Below are 26909 nucleotides of genomic sequence, written 5' to 3' on the forward strand. Positions count from 1 at the left end.
CTGAAGGGTGCTCCTGGCTTCTGCGTGTATTCAACCTTCGACAAGTCGAATTATCGCAGGTCGGAGCACCCTTCTTCGGCATTCACGCACGGGTGTTCCTCAAAGCGGTGAAAGCCCGAGGCTAGGTGCAGGCGACAACCTTTACGCCATGGGTAAGCTGCTGGACTTGCCATCGCCGATGCTGGTATCGCCAGCGGTTCTCGCACGCGCGACCGCAGAGTACGCCAGTCGCGCTTACTACCTCGCTGACGCGTCCGAGTCTCCATACCTGCGCATGTCCAAGATGGCAGCTCTCATTGGAGATGGTTTCAAGAGCTACAATATCCATGGCGCCACGGCGGAACCCGAAGAGACTGCTTTGGCAAAAGGAATTCGCGATTGGAGGTCGGCGAACCCAACTTTGCCCAAAGCCAAGGTTCCGCAGTCTTATCAGTCTCTAGTCGATAAGCTTGCACCAGGTCTCGCGCCGAGGGAGTTTCCGCTGCTTCACAGACTCGTGCATGCAAATGCAGTAGCCATATCGATAACGACGCTGTCCGCACAAATGAACTCTCATACGAAGGTCACGGAATCTTGGAGACACGGCCTATTCGCTTCGTTGTGCGGACTGATGGCAATCGCAAAAGTTTCCGAACTGTGGCAATGCGATCGGGAAGCGATACAACATTGTGTCACCCTATATTATGACGCGGAACGCACCTACAACCGCTTCTTATGGGATCTCTCGCATTTTCAGGGGTTCGCACCTTCCGAGCCCAGGCCGTGATCAGACCTGGATTTTCGCTACTAACCTATGGGCGACGCCGACAACAAGCGGTAGTGAAGTTTCGAACTGGAGGCTCTCGCGTTTCGGGACCTGACGAGCGCGGAGTCACCCTTGTCATAAGCCGAACTAGAGGCGCGCGGTGCCCCGACGTTGTGTTCGACGAACAACCCGGGCTACGGATTCAAAACTCGCCGTTCAGTGCTGGTCTGGGCGGCAACCGACTTTAGGCGCGGATCAAGTCCCGGGCTAAACAGTTCACGGTGCCCGCTCGACCCAGCAACCTGCACGCAGTCGTCCGTAACCTCCAGTACCATTGACTGTCACTATCGAGTATTGGCATTTCAGGAGTAAACGGGCTGGCAGGAGTCAATCAGTGTCGCGGTCGCAAAGTGTATGTCGGTTTTTCCTTCAGTCGAGCGATGGCCACGCACGGTCTAGCGTCTGGCGGGTCTGGCTAGGCAAGTGCGGGGAGGACGTATATGTTGCGCCTTCGCGCCTAGCCGGTGAGCTCAAGCTTAGTATCCACCGAGACGGTATGAACCAAATCGGATACTACGGCAACATTCGTTCGCAGATCAGGGCAGCTGACAAGCATTACTTAGATCGCTGGCCGCGAGATAACGTTCCGTTCTTGGTCGACGGCTGGAATATCATCTGCACAATCGTCTTCAATGCATCCGAGTTCGAGTCGGTCTCGTTAGACGAACGAACGCTCAACCAGGCATGTATTCTCAACGCGCCACCGATTGATCAGGACGTCGTGGTATTAGTGTTGACTACCGACAATCGAAATGAGGCGGGCCGTCTTACTTCGCCAATAATAAAAGAGATGCCCCGTGGGGCGAGCGGAAGTGTCGTCGTCACCGCTGCGCCGATTCCGCACAATCCGTCACTACTTGTTGCCATCGACACCGACAGTCGGGGCTTTGGATGGCAAGCACCTGGACGAAAGGGGTCCGATGAACCGTACGGCTTTGTCTGCGCGATCGGGCCTTTCCCTAGATTTACAGAGTATTCGTCTCGCCGCCATTTACCCCCGCCACTGGTGCGAAACCTGCCGAACTCGCTAGCCGAGATACGTCCTTGGACAGACGCGCCCGAACATTTTGCCGGGAGTGAAATCTTTTGCGGTGTGGTGGCGTGCGACAGCAGGACCGCGATCTTGTATATCGATGATCGCGCGCACTGCAACCATGATCACCTAATTTCAGACGCAAACGATCTGATCACCGCGGTCAGGACAAATAATGTCGACCCGCAGTGGGTTTTGTTACCAAACGGCCTTCTAGCCACCGGGATCACGATGGCGGCAACCGCCGATTCCGCAGGCGTGACCGGCTACCTACCCAATCCCCTAAAGTAGCCTCATGTTAACAGACTCGGGAGATTGTCCTTGAGCGGCGCATTTGATATCCCGCTGACCCAGCGGCGAAGGGTCGACCGCCGGCAAGCCACGCACCACGGCTGACACAACGGTCGGCCGCCGCCCGTAAATCGGCTGCAGGGAGTCGCCCGGTCACAGCGCTTCAGAGATATCAGCCATCCGTTCGAACGGCAGTTATTTTGACTTGTGACATTCTGTGACATCGAACCGGGTGTTCGAACGTCCACTCACGTCCGCCACCACCTCTGAGCTGCGCCTTAGTGGTGCCCCCAGTCGGACTCGAACCGACACTGTGCGGATTTTAAGTCCGCTGCCTCTGCCAATTGGGCTATAGGGGCGACCGCTGGAGCCTGGGCTCCAGCGGTGACGATCATATCGGCCCAGCCCTACCCCGGGATCACCGGCGGCACGAACTGGAATGTCGTACCCAGCAGCCAGACGAGCAGCAGCACCACCGGGAAGTGAAAGATGAACTGTAGGAACGTGAATCCGATCAGATCACGTGCCCGCAGGCCCAGTACGGCGAGCAACGGCAGCATGAAGAACGGGTTGATCAGGTTCGGCAGAGCCTCGGCGACGTTGTAGATCTGGACGGTCCAGCCGAGGTTCATCTGCACGTCCGTCGCGGACTGCATGACGTAGGGCGCCTCGACGAGCCATTTGCCGCCACCCGACGGCACGAACAACCCGAGCACGACGGTGTAGATCGCGATGACCACGGCGAATCCCCCGCCGCTGCCGACGTCGGTGAAGAAGTGCGCAAGGTGCTCGGAGATCGTGACGCCACCCCTGCCCTCGGCCTCCGTCAGAATCGCCGCCATCGCGGCGTACAGCGGAAACTGCACCAGGATGCCTGCCGTCGCCGGAACTGCCTGCGCAACGGAATCGAGGAAGCGTCGCGGAGTCCCGTGCAGCACGAGGCCAAGCATGAGGAATACCAACAGGTAGCCGTTCAACGACGACACCACAGTGAGTACCGGCAGTGTCAACAGCTGCGACACAAGCCAACCCAGCGTCATCGCACCTGCGAACCACGGCAGAATGCGACTGTATTCCAGCCACTCACCGGGGCGACTGCGTGGCGCGGGCTCGGCAACGGTGTCGTCGAGATCGACATTCATCGACTCCGCGGTCTTGATCGCCGCACCCTTCGGCGCGGAGAAACGCGCGATGACGACGGTCAGCACGGTGATGATGAAACACGTCAGCAGCGACTGCCACGTAAAGATCGTCTTGCCGAAATCGAGGACGCCGGTGATCTGCAGCAACGACGCGGGCAACGAGCTCGCGGTGGCCTGCAACTGCGCGGCCGACGACGACATGCCGAGCGCCCAGACCGCTCCGAGCCCCATGAATGCGGCCGCGCCGAGGGCCCGGTAGTCGACCCGAAGATCGTCCCGACGGGCGATCGCTCGCGCCAGCAGACCACCGAACACCAAACTGAGTCCCCAGTTGAGGAACGACACCGAACACGACAGCAGTGCCACGAAACTGACTGCGCTGCTGGGAGAATTAGGAATCCGCGCGAGGCGCGTGATGAGCCGAGCAACGGGCGGCGACGTCGCCACCACGTACCCGGTCAGTACCACCATCGCCATCTGCAGCGTGAACGCCGTCAGATCCCAGAAACCGTTACCGAAGGCATCGACGACATTCTGCGGCGACGACCCGTTGACGAACGCCGCCACGGCGACGACGACCACTCCGGCGAGGGCGAAGATGTAGGCGTCGGGGAACCATTTCTCGGTGGCGCGGGCAAGAGCCTGCGCCGCACGCGCCAAACCTTTTTCGGACGGAGCCTGCGTCGTTGTCATCTATGATCCTCGCTTCGGAAGTTGTGACCCCCAGCACAGAGAACACCGAAACGTCATGCGATGCAAGGCACACCGCCGCAGACCCAATCTGCAGTTTTGCAGCTACGCTACCCGTGCGCACAAAATTGGCACAGAGACCAACTATCCGCGCACGGATGGCGGAGCCACACTGAGAGCGATGCCGTCGAGAATGTCGTGCTCACTGACGACGAGTTCGTCGATCGCTGCGCGCCGAGCGAATTCGTCGGCAAGCGCTAGCGTGACCAACGATCCGCCGCCGATGACGTCGACCCGCCCCGGATGCATCGGGCCGAGCGCGGCACGTTCGTCGTGCGTCATGTGCAACAGTCCGTCGCAGACCTCACGCAACTTCGCGAAAGAGATGCGGGACAGGTGAATTGCGTTCGGATCGTACTGCTCGAGTTCGAGGCCCAGCGCGGCCAGCGTCGTCATCGTGCCTGCGACGCCGACCCACGTCCTCGCCTTCTCGACGGGCACGGCATCGAATGCGACCTGCAGTCGCTCACCAGCGAAAGCCCGTGCGGCAGCGATCTCTTCGTCGGTCGGAGGATCGGACGGAAGGCACCGTTCGGTCAGTCGAACACAACCGATGTCCGCGGAGTACGCCGCCTCGACACCGTCGGAATCGCCCAGGACGAGTTCGGTCGACCCACCACCCAGATCCACCACCACGAAAGGCGCGTCGCCCGAACTCAATTCGCCGACAGCACCCGCGAACGACAGCCGCGCTTCCTCGTCGCCGGTGATCACCTCGGCGACGGATCCAGGCACGATAGGGTCGAGGATCTCGCGCGTCATCGCGAAGAAGTCCTCGCGGTTGGACGCGTCGCGCGTCGCTGAAGTCGCCACCATCCGCAATGCGGAAGCACCGGAGGAACGGATGATCTCGGCGTACTCGGCCAACGCAATCCGCGTGCGCTCGATGGCTTCCGGCGCAAAGGATCCCGTTGCGTCGACGCCCTGGCCGAGCCGGACGACGCGCATCTCGCGGGCGACGTCCGTCAGGACAACGTCGTCGATATCGGCGACCAGAAGCCTTATGGAGTTGGTACCGCAGTCGATGGCGGCGACGCGAGTCATGCTGTCTCTCCGCGTAGTTCGGCGATGGTGGGCCAGTCGGCTGGAATCGCGGTGCCGCGCAACGACGATTCGGCAGCGAGCGCCACAGCCTCGTCGCCGAGTGGATTCAATCCCGGGCCTTTGGCCAGAGAATGCGCGATGAGCACGTGCAGGCACTTCACCCGGTCAGGCATTCCGCCGCCGGTGAAATCCGTTCCGAGAGACTCGATCTCGTTGCGCTCGGCGAGGTAGGACTCGTGGGCACGCCGGTAGCCGGCCGCGAGGTTTTCGTCCTCGGCCAAGCGAGACGTCATCTCCCGCATCACACCCGCCGACTCCTGCCTGCTCGCCTCTGCGGTGAGCCGCGGATCGGTCAGGTAGTACAGAGTGGGGAACGGAGTGCCGTCGGGAAGCTTCGGCGCAGTCTTGACGACGCCGGGCTTTCCATCCGGCGACCTGTATGCGATCTCCAGAACGCCGCGCGGTTCACGCCCGAGCTGGGCTGCGACTGCGTCGAGATCTTCTTGCGAGACTGCCGGACTCACCCGACCGGTCCTCCTTCTGCTGCTGGAGCAGGTGCAGGCACGAGCGCCGGGAGCGGAGGGGTCTCCGGCTCGTCGGTCGGTTGCGGCTGCACTGCCGATTCCCACAGGTCTCGATACCACGGACCCGCAGATTGCTTGTTTGCTTCGTCTTCTCGATCCGACTTCGCGACGTCGCCGGGCAGCTGCACCGTGTACGGCGTCTCCCCCGGCATGACCCAGAACAGCCGGGTACGAGCTGCGGCAGCGATGCGCGCAGGCTCGTTCAGCTGAGACTTCTCGAGCTCCAGATTTCTGACGTCGTTCTCCAGATTCTCGCGTTCGGCGAGCACCTGCTGAAGCTCGGCGCGCTGCGAGAAATACGTGCGCAGCGGCATCGCGAGCGTCAGAGCCAACGCACAGACGACGACGGCGAGAACGACGGCTCGCCCCGTCGACAATCCCAGAAACGTGCGGTCACTTCGTGTCGACTTCCGGGCGCCGACGCGTTTCGGCGCTGCCCTACCGGCAACGACGGCGTCGCGCGCCTGCTCGGATGTTTCCGGTGCGGGTGCACCGGAGCTGCGCTGGTCGCCCGACGCAGCTCCGGCCTGCCGATTACGGGCGGTCGACGTGCGGCCACGAGGCCTGGGATCCCGTCCACCTGGACTGGTCCCCGGTCTTCCTCGTCGTGCCGCCATGTCCCACCTTCACTGTCGAGCCGAAAACTATCCCTCGTAATTGAACCGGGGGAAAGCCAGCTCGCCCGCGTAACGCGCCGCGTCACCGAGAGCTTCTTCGATTCGCAGCAACTGGTTGTACTTGGCGACGCGCTCGGAACGAGCCGGGGCACCGGTCTTGATCTGGCCGCTGCCGACAGCAACCGCGAGGTCGGCGATGGTGACGTCTTCGGTCTCACCGGACCGGTGGCTCATCATCGTCTTGTAGCCGTTGCGGTGCGCGAGGTCGACGGCGTCGAGGGTTTCGGTCAGCGTTCCGATCTGGTTGACCTTGACCAGCAGCGCGTTGGCCGCACCCTTGACGATGCCGTCCTCGAGACGCTCCGGGTTGGTGACGAACAGGTCGTCGCCGACGAGCTGCACCTTGTCACCGATGGTGTCGGTCAGGGCGACCCAACCGTCCCAGTCGTTCTCGTCGAGCGGATCCTCGATCGACACCAGCGGGTACGCGTCGACCAGCTGTGCGTAGAACGCCGACATCTCCTCGGCCGACTTGGTCTCACGCTCGAAGGCGTAGCCGGTGCCAGCGGTGTAGAACTCGGTCGCGGCGACGTCGAGAGCGAGCGCGATGTCGCGGCCCGGCTCGAGTCCGGCCTTCTGGATCGCTTCGAGGATGAGGTCGAGTGCCGCCTTGGTGCCGGCCAGGTCGGGAGCGAAACCGCCCTCGTCACCGAGGCCCGTCGACAGGCCCTGGGCCTTCAGCACGGACTTGAGCGAGTGGTAGACCTCGGCGCCCCAGCGCAGGGACTCCTTGAACGTCGGCGCGCCGAGCGGCGCGATCATGAACTCCTGGACGTCGACGCCGCTGTCCGCGTGCGCGCCGCCGTTGATGATGTTCATCATCGGGACCGGCAGGATGTGCGCGTTCGGTCCACCGAGGTAACGGAACAGCTCGAGCCCAGCCGACTCGGCAGCAGCCTTGGCGACGGCCAGGGACACACCGAGGAGCGAGTTCGCGCCGAGGCGGGACTTGTTCGGGGTTCCGTCGAGATCGAGAAGAGCCTGGTCGACGGCACGCTGCTCGATCGCGTCGAGGCCGATGACGGCCGGTGCGACCTCGTCGAGAACAGCGTTGACGGCCTTCTCGACGCCCTTGCCCAGGTAGCGGTCGCCACCGTCGCGCAGCTCGACGGCTTCGTGCTCACCGGTGGATGCACCGGAGGGAACTGCCGCGCGGGTCAGAGTTCCGTCGTCCAGTGCGACCTCGACCTCGACCGTGGGGTTGCCACGGGAGTCGAGAATCTCGCGAGCTCCGACCTGCTCAATGATGGCCACGAATGCATCTCCTTGTAACGGGGGCGGGCTGATGTCTGCCGGGTGTCAGACTAGCCGCTCGACGACGACCGCCGCATGTCACGCTCGCGTGCCCACGGAATATGCCGCGGCCGCGTCGCGCACGTCCCGTAGATAGACCCCGGACTGGTTGTAGGCCATGAGGGCTCGCTCCCATCCCTCGGGAGTGCGGAGGTTGCCGCCGCGCGCGCAGAGGTAGCGAGCCGCGGTCAGGGCCGCGTCGTCGAGATTGTCCGGGTTGGCTATGCCGTCGCCGTTGGCGTCGACGCCCCACTTGCGCCAGGTCTCGGGGATGAACTGCATCGGGCCCATCGCGCGGTCGTGTTCGGGGTCGCCGTCCATGAGACCGCCGTCGGTATCGGGGATCTCGGCGACGCCCGGTGCGCCGTCGAGCGGGATTCCGCGGATCGGCGGGGACACGGTCCCGTCCGGTGCGACCGACGATCCCTGAAAGGTGCCGTGCCTGCTCTCGATGTACCCGATGCCGGCGAGCGTCGTCCACGCGATGCCGCAATCCGGTGACGTCGCCTCCATGATGGCCGCGGCATGCGCATACGCGGCGAGGGCCGGTGCCGAGATGTTCAACTCGGCCGACTGCGGTTCTGCCCACGCGAGCAGCAGGTCGGCGGTCCGGCCGGGCGCATTGAAGTCGATCATCGGCACGGGGGTGCCGGGACCGGGCGGGATGCCCTCGGGGATCTGACGCGGCGGTTCGGTCGAGCCACAGGCAGCGGCCACGAATCCCACCGACACGACGGCGGCGACCCAGCCCAGACGGTTCTTCACTCAATCCATCCTGCACATCAAAAGTAATAGAAACCTAAAGCGGGGAGAATGCGCAGTTCAAGGGGGTTTTCTGGGCCGAAAGAGGGTGTATGTTGCTCACAACCGCATGTAGGGTCGCCTACCCTTGTTTAGCCGTTCAGGAGCACCAGACGTTGTCCGTACTCGCCGCCTCAGGATCCGCTCCGTCGATCGCCACGCAGATGTTCGGGAGCGGACTCATCGGACTCCGTGAAGGACTGGAGACGGGCATTGTCGTCATGATCCTCGTGGCGTTCCTCGTGAAGGCTCAGCGCCGCGACGCCCTGAAGTGGGTCTGGATGGGCGTGGGCATCGCGGTGGCGATGGTTGCGGTCATCTTCTTCGTCATCCACTACGGCACCTCGACCGTCACCGGTCTGACCGCGGAGGTCATTGCGGGCCTCGCCTCGCTGGTCGCCGTCGCGATCGTCACGACGATGGTGCTGTGGATGCGGACGGCCGCCAAGGACATGTCCGGGGAACTGCGCAGCGGCATGGAACGCGCATTGTCCGTCGGACCCATCGCGGTGCTGACGCTGTCGTTCTTCGCCGTCGGACGTGAAGGCGTCGAAACTGCGTTGCTGATGGTCGGGTACGCCGAGAACGCACACGGCAGTTCGTGGCCGTTGCTCGGACTGCTGCTCGGCATCGTCGTCGCCGCAGTACTGACGGTATTGCTCTACTTCGGTGCGATCCGCATCGATTTCGCCAAATTCTTCCGGTACACCGGCATCTTCCTCATCGTCGTCGCCGCGGGCATCCTCGCGTACGGCATCCGCGCACTGCAGATCGGCGGGCTACTCCCCGGCGGCGGCACAGTCGCATTCGACATCACCTCGCAGTTCGACGCCTCGAGCTGGTACGGCACCGTGCTCGCAGGCATCTTCAATTTCCGTCCCGAACCGACCGTGTTGCAGGTCGTCGGCTGGGCGCTCTACCTCGGTGTCGTTCTGTTTCTCTTCCTGCGTCCGGTTCGAGTTCCCGAACCCGCACTCACCTCATGAAAGGCGTCGTCTCGATGCGTCGTACCACCTACGCTCTCGCCGCTGTCGCGGTTCTGCCCCTGGCGCTCGCCGGCTGTACGGAGAAGTCGTCCTCCGAAGCCAGCGCAGGAGACATCGCGGTAGCAGCGACCGACACCACGTGTGACGTCGCCAATACCGAAGGCGCGACGGGCAACTCGACGTTCCAGATCACGAACAACGGAACGAAGGTCACCGAGTTCTACGTCTACGGCGAGGGCGACCGCGTCATGGGCGAAATCGAGAACATCGGCCCCGGGCTGACGCGTCAACTGATCGTGTCGCTGCCCGACCCGGGCACGTACCACACGGCATGCAAGGCAGGCATGGTCGGCGACGGCATCCGCGGCGACTTCGTCGTCACCGGCGACGCGGTCCGCCAGGCCGACGACGACGGTCTGCTCGAGGAGGCCGCGTCGGGATACAAGCGCTACGTCGTCAGCCAGGTCGACGCGCTGCAGGAGACCGTCGCTCAGTTCGTGACCTCGGTCAAGGCCGGTGACATCGACGCCGCAAAGGCTCAGTTCCCCGTCACCCGTAGCTACTACGAACGCATTGAGCCTGTGGCCGAGAGCTTCCCCGACGACCTCGATCCGCGCATCGATCTGCGCGAACCCGACGTCGAGCCCGGGGACACGTGGACCGGTTTCCACCGGATCGAAAAAGACCTGTGGGCGCAGGGAATTCAGCCCGACACGAACGCCATGGCCGATCAGCTGCAGGCCGACATCGCCGAACTCGCCGAGAAGGTGAAGGCCGACGACTTCACGGTCGATCCGATCCAGGTCGCCGGTGGTGCACAGGGCCTGCTCGACGAGGTCGCGAAAACCAAGATCAGCGGTGAAGAGGACTTCTTCTCGCACACCGACCTGTGGGACTTCCAGGCCAACGTCGACGGTTCGCAGGCTGCCGTCGCCGCGGTGCGTCCGATCATCGATCAGCGTGACGCCGCACTGGGAACGCAGATCGACGCCCGGTTCGCCGAGCTCGATGCAGAACTCGCCCAATACCGCCAGGGTGACGGCTTCGTCTCCTATGACACCGTCACCGAACCCCAGCGTCAGGAATTGTCGAACAAGATCGACGCCCTGTCCGCAGAAGTGAGCCAGGTGCAAGGTGTCGTCGCAGGAACCTAGGAACAACGGCTTTTCCCGACGGCGCCTCTTCGGCGCCGTCGGGGCGGGGGCAGCTCTCGTCGGAGCCGGGGCCATCGCCGGCGGTTGTGCCGGGCCCCGTGAGGAAGGCGCGGCGTCGGACGTCGTCGCCTTTCGCGGCGACCACCAGGCAGGCATCGTCACGCCTGCACAGGACCGCATGCACTTCGTCGCCTTCGACGTCACGACGGATTCGCGCGACGACTTCGTGACAATGCTCCGTGAGTGGACACTCATGGCCGAGAGATTGACGCGGGGCGAAGAGACGTTCGACGGCGGCGCAGTCGACGCGGGCGAATACAAGCCGCCGACGGATACCGGTGAGGCACTCGGCCTTTCGGCCTCGTCGTTGACGTTGACGATCGGGTTCGGGCCGGGATTGTTCACGCGGTTCGGACTCGACGACATGCGGCCTGCGTCGCTGGCCGATCTGCAGCACTTCCCCGGCGACAATCTGGATCCGACGCGGTCGGGGGGCGACCTGTGCATCCAGGCGTGCGCCGACGATCCGCAAGTTGCGGTGCACGCGATCCGGAACCTCGCGCGCGTCGGCTTCGGCACCGTGTCGGTCAAGTGGTCGCAGCTCGGGTTCGGCCGGACGTCGTCGACCTCCACGTCACAGGCGACCCCGCGAAACCTGTTCGGGTTCAAGGACGGAACGGCCAACTTGAAAGCCGAGGACCCCGGCGCCCTGGACGAATTCGTGTGGGTCGGCGACAGCGACCAGGAGTGGATGCGGGGCGGGTCGTTCCTCGTGGCGCGACGCATTCGCATGCTGATCGAATCCTGGGACCGCACCGTGCTGAACGAACAGGAACGAGTGATCGGCCGCAGCAAGGGAACCGGTGCACCGCTGGGTCTTCGCGACGAGTTCGACGACCTGGATCTGGAGTCGAAAGGGCCGCACGGGTTTCTGATCGACAAGGACGCGCACGTACGGCTGGCGTCGAAGGAAGAATTGGGTGGGGTGCAACTGCTGCGCCGCGGCTACAACTTCACCGACGGATCCGACGGCTTCGGCCACCTCGACGCCGGACTGTTCTTCATCGCGTACTGCCGTGACCCGCTGACGCAATTCGTGCCCATGCAGTTGAACCTCGCTCGCCACGACGCGATGAACGAATACATCCAGCACGTCGGGTCGGCTGTGTTCGCCTGCCCACCTGGATTGGGTCAGTCGGACTATTGGGGTTCCACGCTGTTCGGCTGACAGCATCGAGCTCCCAGGTTTCTCCCAGCTGAGCCCCAGGGTCCTCACCGGTTCGAGTACGAACATTGGCTCTACCAAACCGACAGCCCCGGCAAGGAAGAGACCGAAGATGACCCGTTCACCAGAACCCACAAACACTCCCGATGGTCCGGAATACGAAGGGCGCCTGCTGGATCGGCCCGACGAAGACGTCGTCGATCAGGGTGCGGGCTTCGACATCACCACACTCGTCACACGTCGACGAGTGTTGGGCATAGTCGGCGCCGGAGCCGGCGCGCTGGCGCTCGCCGCCTGCTCCAACTCGTCCGATGCGAGCACCTCGACTGCATCGACGACGTCGGCCACCTCGTCGACTGCCGCCGCGACCAGCGAGATCCCGGACGAAACGAACGGCCCCTACCCCGCTGACGGATCGAACGGCGTCAACGTGTTGGAAGAATCGGGGATCGTCCGCAGCGATATCACGTCCAGTCTCGACGGCGGCGCGGTCGCGGACGGAGTGCCTCTCTCCTTCACATTCACTGTCACCGACATGGCGAACGGTAACGTTCCATTCGAGAACGTCGCCGTGTACATGTGGCACTGCGATGCGGACGGCAAGTACTCGATGTATTCCGAAGGAATCGAGGACGAGACCTACCTTCGGGGCATCCAGGCCACCGATTCCAATGGCACCGCGACGTTTCGGACGATCGTGCCCGCCTGCTACTCCGGTCGGTGGACTCACATTCACTTCGAGGTGTACCCCGATACCGCCTCGGCGACCACCGCGGACAACGCAATTGCCACGTCCCAGATCGCATTTCCGCAGGACATGCTCGAGACGATCTATCAGCTCGACACCTATGCGGGGTCCAGCGAGAACCTCGCACAGATCGGCAGCCTGGACAACGACAACGTCTTCGGCGACGGGTACGAGCTCGAGATGGGAACGTACTCCGGGGACGCCACCTCCGGGTACGTCGGATCGCTGGCAGTTGCGATCGACACCACCACCGAGCCCACGGCAGGCGCAGCTCCCAGTGGCGGAGGACCGGGTGGCGGCATGGGTGGCGGCATGGGCGGTGGCCCCGGCGGTGGGCAGCCCCCGATGGGCGGCACTCCCCCCTCGAACTGACCCTCTCCACTTCGAATTTCGAACCACACGTAAGGAAACATCATGTTGCACAATCTCACTGGGTGGCACGCGCTCATCGTTCTGGCGATCCTCCTGCTCATCTTCGGTTCGACCAAGCTCCCGTCACTCGCCAAGGGCGTCGGCCAGGCGATGCGCATTCTGAAAGACGAAGTGCGAGAGGACAAGGACTCGACCTCGGCACCGACTGCGCCGGTCCGCGACGTGGACACGAACGCAACGGTTCCGTACCGCCACGCGTCATGACCGCAGCCACTGCCGCGCGTGGAACGATGCCGATAGCCGGACATCTTCGCGAGGCACGCCGCCGCGCGACTCGCGCGGCGGTGTCGTTGCTCGTCGGCGTCGTCCTCGGGTTCCTGCTGACCGTTCAGATACTCGACATCCTGCGCGCACCGGTCGAAGAACTCGCCCAGTCGCGCCAGGCCAGTCTCAACTACGACACCGTTACCGGCGCGTTCGACCTCGAATTGCGGATTGCCCTGTTCACCGGAGTCATCGTCTCGAGTCCGGTGTGGCTGCGCGAGTTGTTCGCGTTCCTCACGCCCGGACTGACGCGTCGGGAAAAGAAGTACGTCCTCGGATTCTCCGCTGCGGCTGCGCCACTCTTCGCTGCCGGGTGCGTGTTCGGGTTCCTCATCTTTCCCCGCATGGTGAGTGTGCTCGCAGGCTTCTCGTCAGACCAGGACAGCACGATACTCAACGCGTCGTATTACGTGGACTTCGTCATGAAGATCGTGCTGGCCACCGGCATCGCCTTCGTCCTGCCTGCCCTGCTGGTGATGCTCAACTGCCTCGGAATCGTGCCCGCACACAAGCTCCGGAGCAGCTGGCGCATCATCGTCGTCGTCATCGCACTGTTCAGCGCTCTGGTGACACCGGCTGCGGATGTCATGTCCATGTTCATCGTCGCGTTACCGATGGCCGTTCTGTTCGGCGCCGCTGTCGCCATCACCACGCTGCACGACAAGCGAGCCTCCAAGCGCGCACTCGCAGACACTTCATCGACCTTTTGAAACGCGGAGCCATTCATGTTCGGCTTGTCCTTCGAAAAGCTGTTTCTGGTAGCCATCATCGCCGGGTTGGTACTCGGCCCACACCGACTACCCGGATACGCACAGCAACTCGGCCAGTACGTCCGTAACCTACGCAACTTCGTCGACGCCACCCGCAGCGCAGCGGAACGCGACATGGGAATTCCGTTGCAGCGCACCGAATGGGAGTCGTTCGACCTTCGTCAGTACGACCCCCGCCGCATCGTCAGCGACGCACTCCAGGAGCCCGATGCCGGACGACCGGAAATCGTGGTCACGCAGGAGCTACTCGACGAGGCCAGCCGTGTGAGGCCGGGCCAGAAGTACCTGATCACGGGCACGTCGTCGCATCCGCGGCGAATATCGGTCGACTCGCTTCCGGTCGACGACCCGAGACGTATCGCCGCTCAGTCGGTGCCGGTAGCGCCGTCGGAGTGAACCTCGACCGCCGATGAGTTTCGGGTGCCTGCTCGGTCCATTTCCCGTACTTCAATCATCTACGACGGGAGCGCACGTGCTACAGCTAGTACGAGTCCAGAATTTCAACGTCTCCAGCGACGGCGTCGCGGCGGGGGTGAATCAGAGCTTCGAGAGCCCGTTCGGATTCGACCACTCCGGCATGTTCGCGTGGGCCGGTGCCACCGCAAGCTGGCCGAATCGCACCGATCCGGGCGGCACCCGCGGTCTCGACGACTATTTCACACGGGACTTCGCGCACAACATCGGCGCCGAGATCATGGGCCGCAACAAGTTCGGGCCGCAACGGGGGCCGTGGGAGAACCTCGAGTGGGAGGGCTGGTGGGGTGACGAACCGCCCTTCCACACACCCGTTTTCGTTCTCACGCACCACGAACGCCCGTCGATCACGCTCGGCGAGACGACCTTCCATTTCGTCGACGCCGACGCCGCAACCGTGCTCGACCAGGCGAAGAAAGCGGCCGACGGCCGGGACGTGCGATTGGGTGGTGGCGTCACCACCATCCGCGAGTTCCTCGACGCGGACCTCGTCGACACCATGCATGTAGCCGTGTCCGACTTGGAGCTCGGGGACGGACTGAAGCTCTGGGAATCGCCCGACGAGCTGAACGACCGTTTCGAACACGAGATCGTCCCCAGCCCCAGCGGCGTCACGCACCATCTGTTCTGGCGTAGGTAGTCGGGGCCGCGATCCCTTGAATGGTTCATCCATACGATCTGATGGCTTGGAAGCGCCATCGATGCGGGGGTGGCCGCGCGCCCGGCCGGAGCGAGGGCGTCCCTTGGTCACTCCGAGTGACCGAATGTCACCCTCGCTCCGGAAAGCCCGGGGAAAGCAAAAGCCCCTACTTCCGGCCCCAATTCTCGATCCACTCGATGGCGGTGAGCTTTCCCGGCTGCGCGCCGTGGAGCTTGGCGGATTCCTCGGCACCTCGGACGCGCCGGGCGAAGTCGAGGACGTTCCGACGCAACAGGTCCTCGGCGCTCTCGCCGCCGTGACTGTGGTCGACCCCGATGTGGACGGTGCGCAGGTCGTCGGGGACGAGTTCGTCGGGCAGCCCGGCCTTCGTAGCACGCGCAACGACCTTCTGCGCCAACGCGAGTGCGGGCTGGGCCATCGCGATGCCGTCGAGGCAGGATCCGCGGGCCTTCTCGGCCGCCTTGCGTTCCTCCCACGCCTTCTCCTGCGTGGCGACGTCGATCGGACCCGTCGAACCGTCGGTCAGATGGGGTGTCCGGTGGGTCAGTTTGGTCACCAACCCGGCGGCGACGTCGTCGACGTCGAACGCGTTCTCCTCGGCGTCCTGCGCGATGCGCGAGTGGAAGAGTACCTGCAGCAGGATGTCGCCGAGTTCCTCCTTCAGATCGACGAGGTTGCCGCTGTGGATGGCGTCGAGCAGCTCGTAGGTCTCTTCGAGGAGGTAGCCACTGAGCGACGCATGTGTCTGCTGCGCTTCCCATCCCCCGATCGTGCGGAGGCGATCCATCAGCACCACAGCTGCGATGAGGTCGTCGCCGGGTAGCTTGGGCGACTCGACGACGCGGTCACCGCGCCTGATCCGTTCCAGCACATCGGGATTGCGGGGATCGGTGCTGACGAGCACGGCGGCGGACCCGTCGGCCCGCGCGGTCCCGGAGAAGAGCCATCTGGTCCGCACCGGTACTTCCTCGGTGAATTCCACTACCCCACTGAGGAATTCGATTGCCTCGGCCGGGACCATCGTCGGCCGGGCCGGATCGAGCAGCACTACCGTCATCACACCCCCACAGTCTGCTCCAGCAGCACCGATCGAGACGGCTTGCCGTCCAAGGACAAGATCAGATCGGCGATGAACTGGACCAGTTCGACGTCGCGTACACGGGCGGCGCCGACGCCACCACCCTCGACCCGCGGCAGTGGCAGCTGCACGACGCCGGTGGTGGCACGGTACTGCGCGTTCGGGTAGAGCCGCTTGAGGCGAATCTGTTTGGAGTCGGGAAGATCCATCGGAGCCAGCTTGACCTGGGTTCCCGCGACAGTGATGTCGGTGAGGGCGTACTCCTTCGCGATGAGCCGAAGTTTCGCGACCGACACCAACCGTCCGACTTCCTCGGGCAGCGGACCGTATCGGTCGGTCAGCTCGTCGACGACAGCCTTGATCTCGTCGGAATCCGATGCGGCAGCGAGCTTTCGGTACGCCTCCAGCCGAAGCCGATCGCTGGTGACGTAGTCGGGCGGGATGTGCGCGTCGACCGGAAGATCGATACGTACCTCCTTGGGCGCCTCGTCCGTCGTGATGGGCTTGCCGTCGGCCGCCGCGCGGTAGGCCTCGACGGCCTCACCGACGAGCCGCACGTACAGATCGAATCCGACGCCTGCCACGTGACCGGACTGCTCGGCGCCGAGAACGTTACCGGCGCCGCGGATTTCGAGGTCCTTCATCGCGACGGCCATACCGGCACCGAGATCGGAGTTCTGCGAAATGGTCGCGAGCCTGTCGTACGCGGTCTCGGTCAACGGCTTCTCGGCCGGGTACAGGAAGTACGCGTATCCCCGTTCCCGGCTTCGCCCGACGCGTCCTCGCAGCTGATGCAGCTGCGACAGACCGAGGGAATCACTGCGTTCGACGATGAGTGTGTTGGCATTGGAGATGTCCAGGCCGGTCTCGATGATGGTGGTACACACCAGCACATCGGTCTCGCGCTGCCAGAAGCCCTGCACCGTCTTCTCCAGCGTCTCCTCGTTCATCTGGCCGTGAGCCGTCGCGACGCGCGCCTCGGGCACCAGGTCACGAATACGCTTGGCTGCCTTGTCGATCGAGCTGACACGGTTGTGGACGAAGAACACCTGGCCGTCGCGCAGGAGTTCGCGTCGGATGGCCGCGGCCACCTGCTTGTCGTTGTACGCACCGACGTACGTGAGGATCGGATGGCGCTCCTCGGGCGGGGTGAGGATGGTCGACATTTCCCGGATGCCGGCGAGGCTCATCTCCAACGTACGGGGAATAGGCGTCGCCGACATCGTCAGGACGTCGACGTGCGTCCGCAGCGACTTGATGTGCTCCTTGTGCTCGACGCCGAATCGCTGCTCCTCGTCGACGATGACGAGACCGAGGTCCTTCCACGTGACACCGGTCTGCAACAGGCGGTGCGTTCCGACGACGATGTCGACGGTCCCGTCGGCGAGACCGGTCATCACCTCTTTGGCGTCGGCGCCGTGGGTGAAGCGGGACAGACCTTTCACCGTCACCGGGAACGACGCCATACGCGCCTGGAACGTCTGCAGATGCTGCTGCGCCAGAAGGGTTGTCGGCACGAGCACGGCGACCTGCTTCCCGTCCTGCACTGCCTTGAACGCCGCGCGCACCGCGATCTCGGTCTTGCCGTATCCGACGTCGCCGAGGATGACGCGGTCCATCGGAACCGCCTTCTCCATGTCGGCCTTGACTTCGGTGATGGCCGTCATCTGGTCCATCGTCTCGGTGAACCCGAACGCGTCTTCCATCTCGCGCTGCCAAGGCGTATCCGGACCGAATGCGTGACCTGGCGCGGCCTGGCGTGCGGCGTACAGCTGCACGAGCTCGCCTGCGATCTCGCGAACGGCTTTGCGCGCCTTGCGTTTCGTGTTGGCCCAGTCGGATCCGCCGAGCTTGCTCAGCGCAGGCAGCTCACCGCCGACGTAGCGCGAGAGCTGGTCGAGCGAGTCCATCGGCACGAACAACCGGTCACCGGGATGACCGCGCTTGCTCGGTGCGTATTCGATGACGAGGTACTCCCGACGCGCACCGCCGACCGTCCGCTCGATCATCTCGACGAACCGGCCGATGCCGTGCTGATCGTGTACGACGCTGTCGCCCGCGACCAGTGCGAGCGGGTCGACCTGATTCCGCCTCTTGGCGGGCATCTTTCGGCCTTCGGCCGCGGTGACGCGGTTGCCGGTGAGGTCGCTTTCGGTGACGACGACGAGCCCAGCGTCGGGCAGAATCAGTCCCTCGTGCAGCGAACCGCACAGGACGCTGACGACGTCGGGCAGCGGCTCGGCACCCGAGTCGATGTGCGCCGCAGGCACATCCGCCTCGCCGAGTCGCTCGATGATGCGCGTAGCGGTGCCTGCCCCGGCGACGGCGATGACGGCGCGACCGCCCGTCGACACATGTCCGCGCAACATCGCGAAGACACCGGCCAGTAGTTCCTCGGAGCCGCGGACCTCGGGGACACCTTCGATGGCGAGTTCGACCTCGTCGTCACTGCCCGATGCCAGCGGACTGATGGTCCACCACGGGCGACCGTGTGCCTCGGCGGATTCTCGAACCTGCCGCAGCGAGCGATAGGCGGATGCACCGAGATCGAGGCCGACACCGCCCAGGCTGGACGTATCGAGTGTCGACGCGTCGAGCGGGGCCGCGCCGCCGACGGACGCCGCCGTCCACGACGCTTCGAGAAATTCCTGCCCGGTGCGCACCAGATCGGTTGCGCGCGTACGGATTCGCTCGGGATCGCAGAGCAGGACGTGAGCACCGCGCGGAAGAATGTCGGCGAGTAGTTGGAGTTCGCCGTGCTGAAGCAACGGCAGCAGCGCCTCCATACCTTCGACCGGGACGCCACCGGACAATTTGTCGAGCATCTCGACGAGGGCCGCGTCGGCCTGGTTGTCCGCGCTCAGCGCCGCGGCGCGATCGCGGACTTCCTGCGTCAGGATCAGTTCGCGACACGGCGGGGCGATGACCGAATCGACCTGGACGTCGGCCAGAGATCGCTGATCGGCGACGGAGAACGCGCGGAGCTCGGTGACCTCGTCGCCCCAGAATTCGACGCGCACCGGGTGATCGGCCGTCGGCGAGAAGATGTCGAGGATGCCGCCGCGGACGGCGAACTCTCCGCGTTTGCCGACCATGTCGACGCGGGTGTAGGCGAGCTCGACGAGGCGGTGGATCAGGCCGTCGAAGTCGGTCTCGACGCCGACCTTCAGCGTGATCGGCTCGATCTCCCCCAGCCCCGGAGACATCGGTTGTACGAGGGAGCGGACCGTCGTGACGATGACCTGGATGGGCGGGCCGTAATCGGCGTCGTCGGGACGCGCGAGGCGGCGCAGCACCTGCAGTCGCTTGCCGACGGTGTCCGCGCTGGGCGAGAGACGCTCGTGCGGCAGCGTCTCCCATGACGGGAACTGCACCACCGAGTCACCGAGGATCTGCTCGAGTTCGGCGGTCAGCTCGTCGGCTTCACGCCCGGTCGCGGTGACCACCAAAACCTGCGTCCGCTCGGCCATCGCTGCCGCGACGAACGGCCTCGACGCGTTGGGGCCGACCAGAGTGCGTTCGGCGGCACCCACCGCCTCGGCGACGGACTGCAGCGTCGCGTCAGCGAGAGCGACGCGCGCGAGACCCGACAGATGAAGCGAAGAATCGGAAGGCAACTGCGGGGCTCCTGAGCAAGATCGGCACGACTGTCAGTCCGGCATCTACCCCGCAGGACGGGGCGGAAAACCGGCGATCGCGCTCGATCCTATCCGGCCCTACCGGGCGAAGCGGAAGCCCTAGTGCCGGATGACCCGTCGTGCTGCGAACTCACGGAAGTACTCGAGCTTGCCCGGCGTCACGAGAGACGGCAGCAGGTAGTACCACAGACGTTCCATGCGCGACGGCAACTCGGCGGTGTTGGCCGTGGCCACAGCCACCATGTGTACGCCGGTCAGGATCTCGAGAACCAGCGAGCCGATGGTCCTGGAGTCGGCGGTCGAATCGATGTCGCCCTGCTTGATGGCCTTGGCCGCCAGGGTGTCGAACGCATCCGCCCACCCGGCCATGACGTTGCCCTGGGTTCCGCGGTAGTCGCCGATCTGGTGGCTGAGCCGCAGCATGGCCGACACCATGGGATCGCTGACCGACAGATCCACCACGATGTAGGAGATACCGATCGCTGCTTCGAGCGCGGGGATGCGGCCGTCGTTGAACTGCCTGCACGCCGTCGTCAGTCGCGTGTTTCCCTCGTCGATGACCGCGCGGGCCAGCTCTTCCTTCGACCCGAAGTGGAAGTACAGAGCACCCTTGGTGACCTGAGACTGGGAGATGATCTCGCTGAGACTCGCATTCGCGTAGCCGAGACGCAGGAATACGTTCGCTGCGCCCGCCAAGACGGTGTCGCGAGTTATCTCGGCGCGGGCCTGTCTGACCATTGATTCCGCCTTCGCAATACTGGGCCGCCACTGCGCAAATTACGAACGAACGGTACCACCCGGTGGCTTTACGGCCTCTCTCAACTTGCTTCCGGTCCGAACAATTATCACCTGCACGTGTGACGTGCACCTCACCGCAGTGAAAGCGACTGTACTCGCTCTTTTGCTCACGAGAGTGAAAATGGACCGCTCATTCCTCGCCCAATTGCGGTGCAGCCTCCAGATTGGTGAGACCGTTCCAACACAGATTGACAACGTGAGCCGCTACCACTTCCTTGGACGGTTCACGGACGTCGAGCCACCACTGTGCCGTCATCGACACCATGCCGACGAGTGCCTGCGCGTACAGAGGAGCGAAACCGGCATCGAATCCGCGACGCGTGAAGTCGCCCGCGAGTATGTGCCCGACCTTGCTGACGGCGTCGTTGAGCAGGGACGAGTACTTGCCGTCGGCAGCGGCGACGGGAGAGTCTCGCACCAGGATGCGGAAGCCGTCGGTGCGCTCTTCAACATACGTGAGCAGGGCCAACGCGACACGTTCGACGCGGATGCGGGACCTGTTGTTCTCGAGCGACGACGTGATCATCCACAACAGAGTGGACATCTCGCGGTCGACGATAACGGCGTAGAGGCCTTCCTTACCGCCGAAATGTTCGTAGACGACGGGCTTGGACACGTGCGCGCGACCGGCGATCTCCTCGACCGACGTCGCCTCGTACCCGCGCTCGGCGAACAACGAGCGACCGATCTCGATCAACTGCTCGCGGCGCTGCGTACCGGTCATGCGGACGCGCGGCGGACGCTCGGGTTCGGACATGACAGCCTCCCACGGTTCTCGCTCGTCCCCCCGACCGTCGCGGAGCCTCTGTCACGAGCCTAATGGTGCGTCGGACACGTTTTACGGCAGCGGTTCGACTGACAACCACATCTCATGCGAGACTCGTTGCGCTCGGCGGTGGAGCCGTGGCTGCGTAACCTGGGTGATCGGGTCGCGGGGTCACTACGAAACCGCTGGTCATGATCCGCCGTGGTGTAATGGCAGCACCTCTGATTTTGGTTCAGATAGTTCAGGTTCGAGTCCTGGCGGCGGAGCGAAGAAGCCTTTGGATCAGTCATGCGCGATTTTCGCCGAGGAGCTCAGTTGCCAGTGCACACCGCCGTGGTCGTTCTCGCAGCGGGTGCAGGCACCCGAATGCGGTCGAAGACTCCGAAGGTTCTCCACGCACTCGCCGGCCGCACGATGCTCGCCCACGCGCTGCACGCAGCCGCCGACCTGGGGCCGGACTACCTCGTCACCGTCGTCGGCCACGACCGCGAGCGTGTCACCGAGGCCGTCGACGAGCTCGGCGTCGAACTAGGACGCACCATTCACACGGCCGTCCAGGACAAGCAACTCGGTACCGGCCATGCGGTGCAGTGCGGCCTGCAGGCACTGCCCGAGGACTTCGAGGGCACCGTCGTCGTCACCGCCGCGGACGTGCCCCTTCTCGACGGCCACACCCTGAAGGCTCTGCTCGACGAGCACCTCAGCGCTCCGACCAAGGCCGCCGCGACGATCCTGACGTTCGTCCCCGCCGACGCCAACGGATACGGGCGCATCGTGCGTACCGACGACGGTGAGGTCGGCGAGATCGTCGAGCACTCCGACGCCACCCCCGAGCAGATCTCGATCACCGAAGTCAACTCCGGTGTCTACGCGTTCGACGCGGCCGCACTGCGTACGGCACTCGGACGGATCAGTACGCAGAACGCGCAACAGGAGCTGTACCTGACCGACGTGGTCAAGATCAGCAAGAGCAGCGGCTTGTCCGTCTACGGCACGCAGCTCGCCGACCCCGACCTCGTCATGGGCGTCAACGACCGCGTTCAGCTCGCGCGCGTGACGGCCGTGCTGAACCGCCACATCGTCGAGAAGCACATGCGGGCGGGCGTGACCGTCGTCGACCCGTCGACGACGTGGATCGACATCGACGTCACTCTCGGCGCGGACGTGCGTCTCGAGCCGGGAGTGCAGTTGCTCGGCAACACGCACGTCGGCGAGGACGCCGTCGTCGGCCCGGAGACCACGCTGCGCGACGTCGTCGTCGGCGATCGCGCCTGCGTCGTTCGCACGCAGGCAGAGCTGGCACACATCGGGCCCGGCGCCACCGTCGGGCCCTTCGCATATCTCCGTCCGGGGTCGGAGATCGGCACCGGCTCCAAGGTGGGCACGTTCGTCGAGACGAAGAACTCCACCATCGGCAACCATTCCAAGGTCCCGCACCTGACCTACGTCGGCGATGCGACGATCGGCGAACACTCCAACATCGGAGCGTCGTCGGTCTTCGTGAACTACGACGGCGTCAACAAGGCGCGGACCGTGGTCGGCTCTCACGTACGCACGGGATCGGACAACATGTTCGTCGCTCCCGTCCGCGTGGGCGACGGCGCCTACACCGGAGCAGGAACAGTGCTCCGCAACGATGTACCACCGGGGACGCTCGCCGTTTCCGCTGGTTCCCAGCGCAACATAGAGGGCTGGGTCGAGAAGAAGCGTCCAGGCACGGCCGCAGCGGAAGCTGCAGCACGCGCACTGGCCGCCGAGTCGCATGAATCGAAGGACGGCGAACAGTAGTGACCACCCCTAATTGGATCGACAACCAGAAGAACCTCATGCTCTTCTCGGGTCGAGCCCATCCGGAACTCGCACAGCAGGTGGCGAAAGAACTGGGGATCGAAGTCACCCCTCAGACAGCGCGGGACTTCGCCAACGGCGAGATCTTCGTCCGCTTCGAGGAGTCGGTTCGCGGCTCCGACGCATTCGTGCTGCAGAGCCACCCGTTCCCACTCAACACCTGGTTGATGGAACAGCTCATCATGATCGACGCTTTGAAGCGTGGTTCGGCCAAGCGCATCACCGCGATCCTGCCGTTCTACCCGTACGCCCGCCAGGACAAGAAGCACCGTGGCCGCGAACCGATCTCGGCTCGCCTCGTCGCCGACCTGCTGAAGACCGCAGGCGCCGACCGCATCATCACCGTCGACCTGCACACCGATCAGATCCAGGGCTTCTTCGACGGCCCCGTCGATCACATGCACGCGCACAGCCAGCTCGCCGAGCACATCCGCGACAAGTACAGCCTCGAGCACATCACCGTGGTCTCCCCCGACTCGGGCCGCGTCCGCGTCGCCGAGAAGTGGGCCGACAGCTTCGACGGCGCACCGCTCGCCTTCATCCACAAGACGCGTGATCCGTTGGTGCCCAACCAGGTCAAGTCCAACCGCGTCGTCGGTGACGTCGAAGGCCGCACCTGCATCCTGATCGACGACATGATCGACACCGGCGGCACCATCGCCGGGGCCGTCAAGGTCCTCAAGGAAGCCGGCGCAGGCGACGTCGTCATCGCCGCCACCCACGGCGTCCTGAGCAACCCAGCCGCAGAGCGTCTGGCTGCATGCGGTGCCAAGGAAGTCGTCGTCACCAACACCCTGCCGATCACCGAGGACAAGCGCTTCGACACGCTCACCGAGCTGTCCATCGCGCCGCTCCTCGCCCGCACCATCCGCGAGGTCTTCGAAAACGGTTCCGTCACAAGCCTGTTCAACGGATCTGCATAGGCTTCGGCAGTCCGCTCGGTATTTTTTCGCACCGTCCCGCACATCCCCCCTGGTCGAATGAGCTTGATCACTACGGTGATCGAAAAGCGCAGTTCGGCCGGGAGGGGGTGTGCGGGACGGCTTGCGTTGTGCCCTAAGATGGTTCGTCGTGATCGACGCACAAACTCTGGACAGCCCGGCTGCAACTTCTACCGTCCGAATCGCTCGTTGGACCCCGGGTGGGTGCGTCTGGTGCGGAAGCACCGACTCGATCGAGGATTATCGCAACGAGCCTCGCTGCGGCCTGTGCCGTGAAAAAGAGGCCATCATCGACGAGGCCAAGCACTTCATCGGCATGTACGGCCTCCGCCCCCTCGGCGGCACGCTCGCATCGGACGACGAGGAAGAGCGTGAGTACCGCGTCACCGCTCGTGACGCCCGCGCCGTCCTGAACAGCATCCGCCTCGAGAAGCTGCCGGACCCGGCCGCCGTCCGCAAAGCGTTGCGCCCCAGGGCCGCTGCGGCCGTCGCTGCCCCGCGTGTGGCTCCGAGCACCTCGTCGTCTTCGTCCTCGGCACCCGCGAAGGCACCCGCACCGAAAAAGGCGCAGGCCGGTGTCACCGGCATCGACCTGATCGAGCTGCAGTCGCGCGTTCAGAAGCTGCTCGGTCAGCTCACCGGAATCGACGAGCAGATCGCCGCACTCGACGGCCAGCAGAGCCTGCCCGCTCGTGCGCGTCTGAAGGATCTCGACAAGCAGCGCACGACGGTACTGACGACCCTCGCCGCACTCGAGAAGGCTCGTCGCCGCACCAACTGACCTCCCCATTACGCAAATGCATATGCATTTGCGTGGAGTTGTCGGTGAGTAGTGTGGGTCGGGTGTTCAGGTCGCTCACGCGCTTTCAGATCGCCCTCGACGTCGGTTTCGCCGTCGTCTTCATGGTGCTTCTGTCCAGCGCGGCGATCGCACACAACGGTGTCGCCGCCATCGTCGTCCTCGTCGGATACGGTGTGGCACTTGCGTTGCGGAGGCTGTCCCCGGCGTCGGCGCTCGGTCTGTCGTGGATCTGCGCGGTCGGTCAGATGGCCGCGGGCCTCGGCACCCAGGCAGCCAACATCGCCATCCTGTTCGTGCTCTTCGCGACGGCCGCGTACGGATCCACTCGTATCCGTCAGCTCGGCCTGGCGTCGGTGGTGGTGGGCGGTGTCGTCGCCGCACTGTTCCTCACGTTCGTCGGCGGCGACGCAGACTTCCTGTACGCGGGCACGCGCACCGCGGGCGAGTACGTCCGCCAGCTCGTCATCGTGCTCGTCGGCTCGTGGGCGGTACTCGGGCTGTCGTGGTCGCTCGGCCGCATCGCGCTGGCGAATCGCACCACGATCGAGGAGAAACATCAACGGGCCCTGGCCGAGATGGAACAGGCACAGGCGTTGCAGGACATGGCCGTCGAGCACGAGCGCAACCGCATCGCCCGCGACATGCACGACATCGTCGCGCACTCCCTCGCCGTCGTCATCGCGCAGGCCGACGGCGCCCGCTACGCACGCGCCTCGGACCCCGAGTCGGTCGACAAGGCCCTCGGAACCATCGGGGCCACCGCGCGCGACGCGTTGCGCGACGTCCGCGGAGTGCTCGCCCAACTCCGCCACAGCGCCGACGACGTCCCCGCAACCGAGTCGCAGGACCTCGGCACACTCGTGGATCGCATGCGCACGGCGGGGCTGCGAATCGACCTCACCGGCGCAGACGACGTCGAAGCGCTCGGTGCGAGTGGACAGCTCACGTTGTACCGCATCGCGCAGGAGGCGTTGACCAATGCTCTCCGACACGGGGATTCGTCGCACCCGGTCTCGGTACACCTGGCGTCCGACGACGCAGGCACGACCATGACCGTGCGCAACCGCGTCCGCAGCACCGAAGGTTCGGGCGGACACGGCCTGGTAGGAATGCGTGAGCGGGCAGCACTGTCCGGGGGAACGTTGACGACCGGTCTCGACGAAGGAGTATGGACACTCGTGGCACGAATCCCGTTAGCCCGATGACACGGATCCGCGTCGCGCTCGTCGACGACCAGCAACTGTTTCGAGCAGGCATCAGGATGCTCGTGTCGTCGCAACCCGATCTCGAGTTCGTCGGCGAAGCCGGAAACGGCCGTGAGGGAGTCGACTTGGCGACGACAGCATCCCCCGACGTCGTGCTGATGGATATCCGCATGCCCGTGCTGGACGGTATCGCGGCCACCGAGGAGATCGTCGCCGCGTCGGCGACTCCCCCGAAGATCGTGGTGCTGACGACCTTCGACCTCGACGAAAGCGCAGCGCGCGCCATCAAGGCGGGCGCGAGCGGATTCGTGCTCAAGGACGCGGACCCCGAGTTCCTGCTGGCCGCCATCCGCACGGTGCATGCAGGAAATTCGGTGATCGCAGCGTCGGCGACGACGGCGCTGCTGAACCACTTCACCGAGACACCTGCCGACCCGGTCGTTCCGGAGCCGTTCACTCGCTTGACCGCCCGCGAACAGGAGATCTTCCGGCTCGCGGCGAAAGGCATGAGCAACTCCGAGATCGCGACGAGCGAGTACCTCAGCGAGGCGACGGTCAAGACCCACATCAGCCGAATCTTCACCAAACTCGACGTGCGTGACCGAGTGCAGTTGGTGGTGTACGCGTTCGAGCACGGGTTGGTGCGCTGACGCACCCGTACCCACACATCATCCCCGAGATGTACGACGACTGGCCTGC

The 26909-nt window shown here is 64.5% G+C and carries 25 protein-coding genes and 2 tRNA genes; 16 read left to right on the plus strand and 11 right to left on the minus strand.

Features of this window, described 5'->3' with window-relative positions; genetic code table 11:
• The first annotated feature begins 148 nt into the window (after positions 1 to 148).
• Positions 149 to 766 (plus strand): hypothetical protein, encoded by a 618-nt coding sequence (locus DK926_RS08860; RefSeq protein ID WP_207890780.1) that lies wholly within the window; start codon positions 149 to 151, stop codon positions 764 to 766.
• 535 nt (positions 767 to 1301) lie between these two features.
• Positions 1302 to 2129: a hypothetical protein gene (locus DK926_RS26445; protein ID WP_125833393.1), complete on the plus strand. Its 828-nt coding sequence runs from the start codon at positions 1302 to 1304 to the stop codon at positions 2127 to 2129.
• A 282-nt stretch (positions 2130 to 2411) separates the two neighbouring features.
• Here DK926_RS26445 and DK926_RS08870 read toward each other — a convergent pair.
• The 7 genes from DK926_RS08870 to DK926_RS08900 all read right to left on the minus strand — a co-directional run bounded on the left by DK926_RS08870 (position 2412) and on the right by DK926_RS08900 (position 8384).
• Positions 2412 to 2488 (minus strand) — tRNA-Leu (locus DK926_RS08870).
• 48 nt (positions 2489 to 2536) lie between these two features.
• Positions 2537 to 3964 carry a TIGR00366 family protein gene (locus DK926_RS08875; RefSeq protein ID WP_114330124.1) on the minus strand — a complete coding sequence of 476 codons (1428 nt, stop codon included), beginning with the start codon at positions 3962 to 3964 and terminating at the stop codon, positions 2537 to 2539.
• A 141-nt stretch (positions 3965 to 4105) separates the two neighbouring features.
• Positions 4106 to 5065 carry a Ppx/GppA phosphatase family protein gene (locus tag DK926_RS08880; RefSeq protein WP_114330125.1) on the minus strand — a complete coding sequence of 320 codons (960 nt, stop codon included), beginning with the start codon at positions 5063 to 5065 and terminating at the stop codon, positions 4106 to 4108.
• On the minus strand, positions 5062 to 5589 hold the full coding sequence (locus tag DK926_RS08885) for a DUF501 domain-containing protein (protein WP_114330126.1): 528 nt from the start codon (positions 5587 to 5589) through the stop codon (positions 5062 to 5064). Before DK926_RS08885 ends, DK926_RS08880 begins: the two co-directional genes overlap by 4 nt.
• A complete protein-coding gene (locus DK926_RS08890) occupies positions 5586 to 6266 on the minus strand; it encodes a cell division protein FtsL (RefSeq protein WP_114330127.1) in 681 nt (226 codons plus the stop codon). Before DK926_RS08890 ends, DK926_RS08885 begins: the two co-directional genes overlap by 4 nt.
• A gap of 27 nt (positions 6267 to 6293) precedes the next feature.
• Entirely contained in the window at positions 6294 to 7580 is a 1287-nt protein-coding gene (gene eno, locus DK926_RS08895) for a phosphopyruvate hydratase (protein WP_114330128.1), read from the minus strand.
• Between the two features lie 78 nt (positions 7581 to 7658).
• A complete protein-coding gene (locus tag DK926_RS08900) occupies positions 7659 to 8384 on the minus strand; it encodes a lytic murein transglycosylase (RefSeq protein WP_114330129.1) in 726 nt (241 codons plus the stop codon).
• Positions 8385 to 8536: 152 nt separating this feature from the next.
• Here DK926_RS08900 and efeU point away from each other — a divergent pair, with 152 nt between their 5' ends.
• The 8 genes from efeU to DK926_RS08940 all read left to right on the plus strand — a co-directional run bounded on the left by efeU (position 8537) and on the right by DK926_RS08940 (position 15113).
• Positions 8537 to 9406: an iron uptake transporter permease EfeU gene (efeU, locus tag DK926_RS08905; protein WP_114330130.1), complete on the plus strand. Its 870-nt coding sequence runs from the start codon at positions 8537 to 8539 to the stop codon at positions 9404 to 9406.
• A gap of 14 nt (positions 9407 to 9420) precedes the next feature.
• Positions 9421 to 10560, plus strand: coding sequence for an iron uptake system protein EfeO (efeO, locus tag DK926_RS08910; RefSeq protein ID WP_207890781.1), 1140 nt, complete (start codon positions 9421 to 9423; stop codon positions 10558 to 10560).
• Entirely contained in the window at positions 10541 to 11788 is a 1248-nt protein-coding gene (gene efeB / locus DK926_RS08915) for an iron uptake transporter deferrochelatase/peroxidase subunit (protein WP_114330132.1), read from the plus strand. The genes efeO and efeB overlap by 20 nt, the downstream gene beginning before the upstream one ends.
• 109 nt (positions 11789 to 11897) lie before the next feature.
• Positions 11898 to 12905: an intradiol ring-cleavage dioxygenase gene (locus DK926_RS08920; RefSeq protein WP_114330133.1), complete on the plus strand. Its 1008-nt coding sequence runs from the start codon at positions 11898 to 11900 to the stop codon at positions 12903 to 12905.
• Between the two features lie 42 nt (positions 12906 to 12947).
• On the plus strand, positions 12948 to 13169 hold the full coding sequence (locus DK926_RS08925; protein ID WP_114330134.1) for a twin-arginine translocase TatA/TatE family subunit: 222 nt from the start codon (positions 12948 to 12950) through the stop codon (positions 13167 to 13169).
• Positions 13166 to 13939: a twin-arginine translocase subunit TatC gene (tatC, locus tag DK926_RS08930; RefSeq protein ID WP_114330135.1), complete on the plus strand. Its 774-nt coding sequence runs from the start codon at positions 13166 to 13168 to the stop codon at positions 13937 to 13939. Before DK926_RS08925 ends, tatC begins: the two co-directional genes overlap by 4 nt.
• A 15-nt stretch (positions 13940 to 13954) precedes the next feature.
• A complete protein-coding gene (locus DK926_RS08935) occupies positions 13955 to 14395 on the plus strand; it encodes a twin-arginine translocase TatA/TatE family subunit (RefSeq protein WP_114330136.1) in 441 nt (146 codons plus the stop codon).
• Between the two features lie 76 nt (positions 14396 to 14471).
• Complete coding sequence (locus DK926_RS08940) at positions 14472 to 15113, plus strand: dihydrofolate reductase family protein (protein WP_114330137.1); 642 nt, start codon at positions 14472 to 14474, stop codon at positions 15111 to 15113.
• Positions 15114 to 15279: 166 nt separating this feature from the next.
• Here DK926_RS08940 and DK926_RS08945 read toward each other — a convergent pair whose 3' ends face one another.
• From DK926_RS08945 to DK926_RS08960, 4 genes are all read right to left on the minus strand, one after another.
• Positions 15280 to 16191, minus strand: a complete 912-nt coding sequence (locus DK926_RS08945) for a MazG family protein (RefSeq protein WP_114330138.1) — start codon at positions 16189 to 16191, stop codon at positions 15280 to 15282.
• Positions 16191 to 19829 (minus strand): transcription-repair coupling factor, encoded by a 3639-nt coding sequence (mfd, locus tag DK926_RS08950; RefSeq protein WP_114330139.1) that lies wholly within the window; start codon positions 19827 to 19829, stop codon positions 16191 to 16193. The genes DK926_RS08945 and mfd overlap by 1 nt, the downstream gene beginning before the upstream one ends.
• A gap of 120 nt (positions 19830 to 19949) precedes the next feature.
• The gene (locus DK926_RS08955; protein WP_068423989.1) at positions 19950 to 20588 is read right to left on the minus strand and encodes a ScbR family autoregulator-binding transcription factor; all 639 of its coding nucleotides are present in this window, start codon (positions 20586 to 20588) and stop codon (positions 19950 to 19952) included.
• 190 nt (positions 20589 to 20778) lie between these two features.
• Positions 20779 to 21405 (minus strand): TetR/AcrR family transcriptional regulator, encoded by a 627-nt coding sequence (locus tag DK926_RS08960; protein WP_084423669.1) that lies wholly within the window; start codon positions 21403 to 21405, stop codon positions 20779 to 20781.
• A 204-nt stretch (positions 21406 to 21609) separates the two neighbouring features.
• Between DK926_RS08960 and DK926_RS08965 the strand changes: the two genes are divergently transcribed.
• The 6 genes from DK926_RS08965 (at position 21610) to DK926_RS08990 (ending at position 26860) form a co-directional block, all read left to right on the plus strand.
• Positions 21610 to 21680, plus strand: a tRNA-Gln gene (locus DK926_RS08965).
• Positions 21681 to 21729: 49 nt separating this feature from the next.
• Positions 21730 to 23202: a bifunctional UDP-N-acetylglucosamine diphosphorylase/glucosamine-1-phosphate N-acetyltransferase GlmU gene (gene glmU / locus DK926_RS08970; RefSeq protein ID WP_165839541.1), complete on the plus strand. Its 1473-nt coding sequence runs from the start codon at positions 21730 to 21732 to the stop codon at positions 23200 to 23202.
• Positions 23202 to 24185, plus strand: a complete 984-nt coding sequence (locus tag DK926_RS08975; protein ID WP_084423662.1) for a ribose-phosphate diphosphokinase — start codon at positions 23202 to 23204, stop codon at positions 24183 to 24185. The genes glmU and DK926_RS08975 overlap by 1 nt, the downstream gene beginning before the upstream one ends.
• Positions 24186 to 24333: 148 nt before the next feature.
• Complete coding sequence (locus DK926_RS08980; RefSeq protein ID WP_174551390.1) at positions 24334 to 24984, plus strand: hypothetical protein; 651 nt, start codon at positions 24334 to 24336, stop codon at positions 24982 to 24984.
• A 62-nt stretch (positions 24985 to 25046) separates the two neighbouring features.
• Positions 25047 to 26210: a histidine kinase gene (locus tag DK926_RS08985; protein WP_114330140.1), complete on the plus strand. Its 1164-nt coding sequence runs from the start codon at positions 25047 to 25049 to the stop codon at positions 26208 to 26210.
• Positions 26207 to 26860 (plus strand): response regulator transcription factor, encoded by a 654-nt coding sequence (locus DK926_RS08990; RefSeq protein ID WP_114330141.1) that lies wholly within the window; start codon positions 26207 to 26209, stop codon positions 26858 to 26860. The genes DK926_RS08985 and DK926_RS08990 overlap by 4 nt, the downstream gene beginning before the upstream one ends.
• The last annotated feature ends 49 nt before the right edge of the window (positions 26861 to 26909 follow it).

Origin of the sequence: Rhodococcus sp. Eu-32, from assembly GCF_003336925.1 — a bacterium.
GTDB classification, from domain to species: domain Bacteria; phylum Actinomycetota; class Actinomycetes; order Mycobacteriales; family Mycobacteriaceae; genus Rhodococcoides; species Rhodococcoides kyotonensis_B.

Coding starts and splice junctions, on each gene's coding strand:
- DK926_RS08925 (WP_114330134.1), top strand. CDS start 12,948: ATGTTGCACAATCTCACTGGGTGGCACGCGCTCATCGTTCTGGCGATC.
- DK926_RS08920 (WP_114330133.1), top strand. CDS start 11,898: ATGACCCGTTCACCAGAACCCACAAACACTCCCGATGGTCCGGAATAC.
- DK926_RS08955 (WP_068423989.1), bottom strand. CDS start 20,588: ATGGTCAGACAGGCCCGCGCCGAGATAACTCGCGACACCGTCTTGGCG.
- DK926_RS08875 (WP_114330124.1), bottom strand. CDS start 3,964: ATGACAACGACGCAGGCTCCGTCCGAAAAAGGTTTGGCGCGTGCGGCG.
- DK926_RS08890 (WP_114330127.1), bottom strand. CDS start 6,266: ATGGCGGCACGACGAGGAAGACCGGGGACCAGTCCAGGTGGACGGGAT.
- DK926_RS08880 (WP_114330125.1), bottom strand. CDS start 5,065: ATGACTCGCGTCGCCGCCATCGACTGCGGTACCAACTCCATAAGGCTT.
- tatC (WP_114330135.1), top strand. CDS start 13,166: ATGACCGCAGCCACTGCCGCGCGTGGAACGATGCCGATAGCCGGACAT.
- DK926_RS26445 (WP_125833393.1), top strand. CDS start 1,302: ATGAACCAAATCGGATACTACGGCAACATTCGTTCGCAGATCAGGGCA.
- DK926_RS08860 (WP_207890780.1), top strand. CDS start 149: ATGGGTAAGCTGCTGGACTTGCCATCGCCGATGCTGGTATCGCCAGCG.
- DK926_RS08990 (WP_114330141.1), top strand. CDS start 26,207: ATGACACGGATCCGCGTCGCGCTCGTCGACGACCAGCAACTGTTTCGA.
- DK926_RS08935 (WP_114330136.1), top strand. CDS start 13,955: ATGTTCGGCTTGTCCTTCGAAAAGCTGTTTCTGGTAGCCATCATCGCC.
- DK926_RS08960 (WP_084423669.1), bottom strand. CDS start 21,405: ATGTCCGAACCCGAGCGTCCGCCGCGCGTCCGCATGACCGGTACGCAG.
- DK926_RS08945 (WP_114330138.1), bottom strand. CDS start 16,191: ATGACGGTAGTGCTGCTCGATCCGGCCCGGCCGACGATGGTCCCGGCC.
- efeO (WP_207890781.1), top strand. CDS start 9,421: ATGCGTCGTACCACCTACGCTCTCGCCGCTGTCGCGGTTCTGCCCCTG.